Below are 6973 nucleotides of genomic sequence, written 5' to 3'. Positions count from 1 at the left end.
TTTACGGCTGCCATATCGGGGTCAGTACCTTGCTTGAAGTAGATGGAGATATCAGCCGAACCGCTGTTGGAGGCGTTCGAAGTCATGTACATCATGTTTTCTACACCATTGATCTGGTCTTCCAGCGGGGCAATAACAGAGTTCAATACGGTCTGTGCATTGGCACCGGTATAGGTGGCACGTACGGATACCGTAGGCGGTGCAATGTCTGGATATTGCGTAATAGGCAATGTTGCCAGACCAATAAAGCCCAGGATTACTATCAGGATGGAGATAACCGTCGATAGTACAGGGCGGTTTATAAATCTATCTAGTTTCATTGTTTCTTCTTTTATTGTTTGGTTGACGGACTTTCGGCTTTAAGGCGAATTGGCTAACACAAATAGGGGAAGAGAGGATATCTATTGTCCTTTTCGCGATAGGTTAGCCTATTATACTTGTCAACTCATTAACTTGTTATTTGAATGCAGTCTGTATGTTACCTTCTTTCTGGTCTTTCAGCGCCTTTTGGTATTCGGCTTCTTTGTCGGCTGGGGTAATCGGAGTTACTGCCTGTCCGTCTTTCAGCGACTGTACGCCTTCTATGGCTATTTTGTCGCCCTTCTTAAGACCTTCGGTTACATAGAAATACTTGCCGTCGTCCAAAGTGAAGACTTTGATTTCGGTATTTTTTAGTGTATTGTCTGCCTGGAGTACAAAAACAAATCGCTTGTCCTGGATTTCGGTTGTAGCCGACTGAGGAATCATAACAACGTCGTGTAACGGATTGGGGAAGACAACGTTACCTGTACCGCCACTGCGCAGAATATTGTGCTTGTTGGGGAAGAGGGCACGCATGTTTACTGAACCGGTAGTCTGGTCGATGACACCGCTGATTGTTTCCACACGTCCACTGTCGGCATACATGGTTCCGTCGATAAGTTGCAGCTGAACATCAGGCATCTTGTCGAGAATTTCTTTCATGGTGCCTCCTTCGCGTATCATTGACAGCAACTGACGCTCGGTCATTGAGAAGTAAGCGTACATTTCGGAAATGTCGGCCACAGTGGTAAGTGGGGTAGCAATGGAAGCGCTAACCAAACTACCTACACGGTAAGGAATGGTACCTACTACACCGTCGCTGGGGCTGGTAACCTGAGTATACGACAGGTTGTTCTTGGCATTGATGAGCTGAGCTTCGGCTTGTGCCAGTGTGGCTTTGGCTTGTGCCAACTGGTTCTCGGACATTTTCAGGTCATAGTCGCTGATGATCTGTTTTTTGTTCAGTTCTCTCTTGTTGGCAGTAGTCAGTTCTTGGGTACTTAAGGCTGCTTTGGCAGTTTCTACAGTTGCTTTGGCAGTCTGTACGGCAGCTTGGTATTGTACGGGATCGATAGTGAACAATACTTGTCCTTTGCGTACGACGGCACCTTCATCTACGTGTAATTGGGTAATGAAACCGCTTACCATTGGGCGGATTTCTACGTCTTGTTTACCCTTGATTGTAGCAGGGTAACTGTTTGTCAGGTTCGCAGTAGTGGTGTTTACCTCCATGACTGCAATTTCGGGGGCACTGCCCGTACTTTTGTTGCCTTGTCCGCAACTGCTTAGCAGTGCCAGGCAACATACCAATAATCCTAATCTACTCTTCATACTCTTTATATTCTCTTATGTGATATTATATTGTCATTGATTTGCCAAAGCTTGTGTGTGTTCTTGCCCATATATAGGGGCTTCCCTATGAAAACTAAATACCTCTAATTAGTTTTTTGTGTGCAAATTTATTCTTTTCTTGTTGTATAAGGTATGAATACTTTGCTTTTTTAACTATGTTTCATATATATATGCGGGGCAAAGGAGGTTTTTTGTTTAAAATACTGTAAAGTATACAGCTAATTAATAGATAACCTTTATTTTTGCAGCATGTTAAATTGCAATCGTTATAATAGTAGGATGAAATCGTTTTTTCGGCGATTAGGAGTGGCTGCAGTTATAGGAGCTGCACTTTATTCTTGTGCGAGTATCGGACGTTTGGAAGGAGGTCCTTATGATGAAGATCCTCCCCGTTTTGTGTCGGCCTCGCCCAAGCCGGGAGCATTGCATAACACCAAGAAGAAGATAGCCATTGAGTTCGATGAATATATCACGCTGGAAAAGCCGAATGAAAAGATTGTTATCTCTCCGCCACAGGTGCAGCAGCCCGAAATTAAGGCCAGCAGCAAGCGCGTATTGGTGAGCTTGCAGGATACACTGAAAAAAGATGTAACATATACCATAGATTTTGGCGACGCCATTCAGGACAATAACGAAGGCAATCCCCTAGAGTCGTTTACCTATACGTTTTCGACAGGTGCGGTATTGGATACGATGGTCATATCCGGTACGTTACTCAATGCCGAGAACTTGGAGCCTGTTAAGGGTATGTTGGTCGGCCTGCATGCCAATCTTGCCGATTCGGCGTTTACAGCTTTGCCATTCGACCGTGTGGGACTGACGGACAGCCGCGGACGCTTTTCCATTAGGGGAGTTGCAGCCGGCCAATACCGCATTTACGCTTTGCAGGATGCCGATCAGAATTATTATTATTCCCAGCCTACTGAAGCGATTGCTTTCAATGATTCGCTGGTTATTCCTTCTTCGGAAATACGTTTGCGTCATGATACGGTGTGGGTCGACTCGCTGACGATAGATACTATTATCGACCGGAATTATACGCATTATCTGCCGGATGACGTGATGCTGCGTTGCTTTAAGGAAAAGCGTTTCTCACAGCGTCTGGCTCGTAGCGAACGTCTTACTCCCAAGGAATTCTCGCTTTACTTTACGGCTCCGGCCGATAGCTTGCCGGTATTGAAGGGCTTGAATTTTGATGAAAAAGATGCTTTTGTCATCGAACAGACAACGGGACGTAACGATACGTTGCACTATTGGATTAAGGATTCGCTGATTTATCAGATTGATACATTGAAGATGAGTCTTTCTTATCTTTATACCGATTCGCTGAAGCAGCTGGTACCGCGGACCGATACCCTGAAGCTGGTGTCGAAACAGCGTCCCAAGAGTGAGAAGGAACTGGAAAAAGAACGGAAAGAGCGCGAAAAAGAGTTGGAGAAGAAGCGTAAACGGGGAGATAAAGACACCATCCAGGTTAATTTCTTGCCAGTTGACGTATATGCTCCCTCGCCTATGGATATATACGATTACATTACGTTGACTTTCCAGGAACCATTGAGCAGTATAAACGATACGGCTATCCATTTGCGGCAACAGGTCGACTCGCTGTGGACAGACCTGCCTATCGAGTTGGTGAAAGATTCGCTTGACCAGAAAGTATATAATGTATTGCCCGGCAAAGACTGGGAATTCGACGGAAGTTATTCTTTTGAAGTCGATTCAATGGCTTTCCATGGTCTGTACGGGCTTTTCACCGATAAAATCAAAAAGGACTTTAAGGTGAAAAAGCAGGAAGATTACGGAGCCATATTCTTTAATGTTTCGGGCGCCGATTCCCTGGCTTTCGTAGATTTGCTTGACGAACAGGACAAGGTGGTGCGTTCGGTTCCGGTGGTTGACGGGAAAGCAGACTTTTATTTCCTGAATCCGGGCAAATACGGAGCACGTCTGATCAATGACAGGAATGGTGACGGCGTATGGACGGAAGGCGATTATGCTGCTAAACGTCAGCCGGAAGAAGTGTTTTATTATTGGCAAGTTATCGAACTGAAGGCTAACTTCGAATTGACCCAAACATGGAATGTAAAAGACAGACCATTGGACAAGCAGAAGCCTGATGTACTTAAAAAACAGAAACCAGATGAAGACAAAAAGAAAAAAAATAACCGCAACAGTAACAGCAGCAATTACTAACAAAGGACGGCTGTGGATGCTGTTGGTGATAGGGTGGCTATGCACGACGGTTGCCATGCCGCTCCGGGCACAGTGTCCTGCCGAAAACAAAGCTTTCAAATCGGGTGAACAGGTTGTGTACGACTTGTATTTCAACTGGAAGTTTATCTGGAAAAAGGTAGGTCTGGCCAGCCTGACGACAAATTCGACTACCTTTAATCACGCTCCGGCTTATCGGATGAACCTGTTATCGACAGGTAGCAAGCAGACCGATTTCTTCTTCAAGATGCGTGATACGCTGACCTGTTACATTACGGATCGTATGGAACCGCTTTATTTCCGTAAGGCAGCCGAAGAAGGTAAGCGTTATACGGTGGACGAGGCGTGGTTCTCTTACAAGGACGGAGTGTCCTATGTAAAGCAACGTCGTACTTACCGGGATGGTACAAAGTATGAGATGGAATATAACGATTCGCGTTGTATCTTCGATATGCTGAGTATTCTGGCTCAGGCACGTTCGTACGATTCGCGCGACTATAAAGTCGGCGATAAGATACTCTTTCCGATGGCTACCGGGCGCAGAGTCGAGGAACAGACTTTGATTTATCGGGGCAAAGAGAATGTGAAAGCCAACAATGATACGACGTACCGCTGTCTGGTGTTTTCCTTTGTCGAGTATAAGAAAGGAAAAGAGCAGGAAGTCATCACCTTCTTTATTTCCGACGATGACAACCATTTGCCCATCCGGTTGGATATGTACCTGAATTTCGGTTCGGCCAAAGCTTTCTTCAAGAGTGTAAGAGGCAACCGTTATCCGATGACTTCGATAGTTACAGAGTAAACGGGAGGGTATCGCCCTTCCGGAACACGCTCGATTCGAACGTCGCTATCAGTTTGCCTTCCTGATTGGTTACGTCTATCTGGTAATAGCCGGTTGTACGGCCTATGTAGCGTTCGCGTGCTTCGGCATACAGAGTGTCGCCGGGTCCGCTGCTGCGCAGGAAGGTGATGTTGGACGAGAGTGAGAACGCCAGCGTGCCGTGCGAATTGGCAGCTGCTGCCAGAGCCAGGTCTGCCAGTGTGAAGATGGCTCCTCCCTGGGTACGGTTTCCTGCATTCAGGTGGTCGGCTGTGATGGTCAGGCATGCTTTGGCATATCCTTCTTTTACTTCCAGCAGTTCTACTCCAGCATTTCTGGCAAACAGGTCATTCTTAAAGAAATCTTGTGCAGTCATATTTTTGTGGTTATTTAGTTCAAATTGTTCCGTTTAGGCGCAAAAATAACAATTTTGGCCTTTAATTGTATGATTTGGGTGGGTCTATTTGTAAAATGACGGTTACTTTTGTCAACGAAACAATTCTAAATTTTAAATTATAAATCCACTATCTATGAAAACTGCTTTCGCAACATTGGGGCTTGCCCTTCTTGTTTTTGCCGGTTGTGCAGGACAAAAGAAAACTGAAATCGATTTTATTCAAGACAACATTGATAATGCGGTAGCGCAACATACGCTGCAGACCGATATTATCGAGAAGTCAGGAAAGGTACTGAATCCGCGTACGATTGACAAGGATGGCAGTATTCATTACATTCCTATTGACGACTGGTGCTCCGGTTTCTTCCCCGGCAATATCTGGTTCACTTACGAGCTGACCGGTGATAAGAAATGGATCCCACTGGCAGAGAAGTATACCGAAGCTCTTGACTCGGTGCAATACCTGACATGGCACCACGATGTAGGCTTTATGATTGGTTCCAGCTATCTGAACGGTTATCGTCGTTTGGGCAAGGAGGAGTACAAGCCGGTTATCATACAGACTGCCAAGTCTCTGTCTACCCGTTTCCGTCCCGGAGCAGGAGTGATACAATCATGGGATGCCGACAAAGGATGGCAAGCACAGCGCGGATGGAAGTGTCCGGTGATCATCGACAACATGATGAATCTGGAATTGCTGTTCGAAGCTTCGTTGATGTCGGGCGATTCTACTTTCTATAACATTGCAGTAAGCCACGCCAATACAACAATGAAGAACCACTTCCGCGCAGACAACAGCTGCTATCATGTAGTAGATTATGATCCGGAGACTGGCGAGGTTCGCAAGAAACAGACTGCGCAGGGCTATGCCGACGAGTCAGCTTGGGCACGCGGACAAGCATGGGCGTTCTACGGTTACACAATGTGCTACCGCTATACACACGATGCCAAGTATCTGGAGCAAGCCGAAAAGGTATACAACTTCATCTTCAACAACAAGAACCTGCCCGAAGACTTGGTTCCTTACTGGGACTTTGACGCTCCCAACATCCCCAATGAGCCGCGTGATGCTTCGGCTGCTGCCTGTACAGCTTCTGCCTTGTATGAGCTGAGTACTTATGTACCCAACAAGGGATATAAGGAAACTGCCGACAAGATAATGGAAAGCCTGGGTTCACCCGCTTACCGTGCAGCTGTAGGAACAAACGGCAACTTCATTCTGATGCACTCGGTAGGAAGTATTCCTCATGGTGCCGAAATCGACGTGCCTCTGAACTATGCCGACTACTACTTCCTGGAAGGCTTGATCCGTAAAAGAGACTTGGAGAAGAAATAATCCCTACATTTAATCTGTTTTAATCCATGAAACATCCCTTTAATATATTGGTGGGGGGCATGGGACTGCTGGCTCTGGCCGGGTGCAAATCTGCCCGGCAAGAGCCGGCTGCTTTGCAACCCAACGTCATCTATGTTTTCCCCGACCAGTACCGCAATCATGCCATGGAGTTCTGGGGACAGGAAGGATTCCGCGAACATGTCAACTTCCGCAACGACCCGGTACATACGCCCCGTCTGAACGATTTTGCCCGCGAGTCGCTGGTGCTGACTTCGGCGCAGAGCAACTGTCCCTTAAGCAGTCCCCATCGGGGCATTCTGCTGACAGGCATGTACCCCAATAAGAGCGGAGTGCCACTGAACTGTCATTCTAACCGCCCCATCAGTTCGTTGCGTCAGGACGCCGAATGTGTCAGCGACGTTTTCAGCAAGGCTGGTTACGACTGTGCTTATTTCGGCAAACTGCATGTCGACTGTCCGACACCCAACGACCCCAATAACCCCGGCCACTACGTAGAAGAGCAGGTGCCCGCATGGGATGCCTATACCCCTGCAGA

6 protein-coding genes and 1 pseudogene are annotated in these 6973 nt (G+C 46.9%); 4 read left to right on the top strand and 3 right to left on the bottom strand.

What is annotated here, in order from left to right; genetic code table 11:
- Both QVP67_RS13955 and QVP67_RS13950 read right to left on the bottom strand, forming a co-directional pair.
- On the bottom strand, positions 1-320 hold a 320-nt coding region (locus tag QVP67_RS13955), incomplete at its 3' end, for an efflux RND transporter permease subunit (RefSeq protein WP_288180240.1).
- 136 nt (positions 321-456) lie between these two features.
- Positions 457-1632 (bottom strand): efflux RND transporter periplasmic adaptor subunit, encoded by a 1176-nt coding sequence (locus tag QVP67_RS13950; RefSeq protein ID WP_022164172.1) that lies wholly within the window; start codon positions 1630-1632, stop codon positions 457-459.
- A 300-nt stretch (positions 1633-1932) separates the two neighbouring features.
- Here QVP67_RS13950 and QVP67_RS13945 point away from each other — a divergent pair, with 300 nt between their 5' ends.
- Together QVP67_RS13945 and QVP67_RS13940 are read left to right on the top strand one after the other, a co-directional pair.
- Positions 1933-3846 (top strand): Ig-like domain-containing domain, encoded by a 1914-nt coding sequence (locus tag QVP67_RS13945; RefSeq protein ID WP_022164171.1) that lies wholly within the window; start codon positions 1933-1935, stop codon positions 3844-3846.
- Entirely contained in the window at positions 3794-4666 is an 873-nt protein-coding gene (locus tag QVP67_RS13940) for a DUF3108 domain-containing protein (RefSeq protein WP_022164170.1), read from the top strand. The genes QVP67_RS13945 and QVP67_RS13940 overlap by 53 nt, the downstream gene beginning before the upstream one ends.
- On the opposite strand, the gene QVP67_RS13935 is transcribed toward QVP67_RS13940, so the two are convergent.
- On the bottom strand, positions 4656-5060 hold the full coding sequence (locus QVP67_RS13935; protein WP_022164169.1) for a PaaI family thioesterase: 405 nt from the start codon (positions 5058-5060) through the stop codon (positions 4656-4658). The two genes, QVP67_RS13940 and QVP67_RS13935, sit on opposite strands and share 11 nt — an antisense overlap.
- Before the next feature lie 154 nt (positions 5061-5214).
- On the opposite strand from QVP67_RS13935, the gene QVP67_RS13930 reads away from it, so the two are divergent.
- Positions 5215-6417, top strand: a complete 1203-nt coding sequence (locus QVP67_RS13930; RefSeq protein ID WP_022164168.1) for a glycoside hydrolase family 88 protein — start codon at positions 5215-5217, stop codon at positions 6415-6417.
- 26 nt (positions 6418-6443) lie between these two features.
- Positions 6444-6973 (top strand): annotated as a pseudogene (locus QVP67_RS13925) (sulfatase-like hydrolase/transferase); the annotation flags it as partial.

The sequence above is a fragment of the Bacteroides sp. CAG:633 genome, from assembly GCF_000435115.1.
GTDB lineage: Bacteria > Bacteroidota > Bacteroidia > Bacteroidales > Bacteroidaceae > Bacteroides > Bacteroides ndongoniae.
The sequence above is the reverse complement of the archived record's forward strand: the minus strand, read 5'-3'. Positions and strand labels throughout refer to the sequence as shown.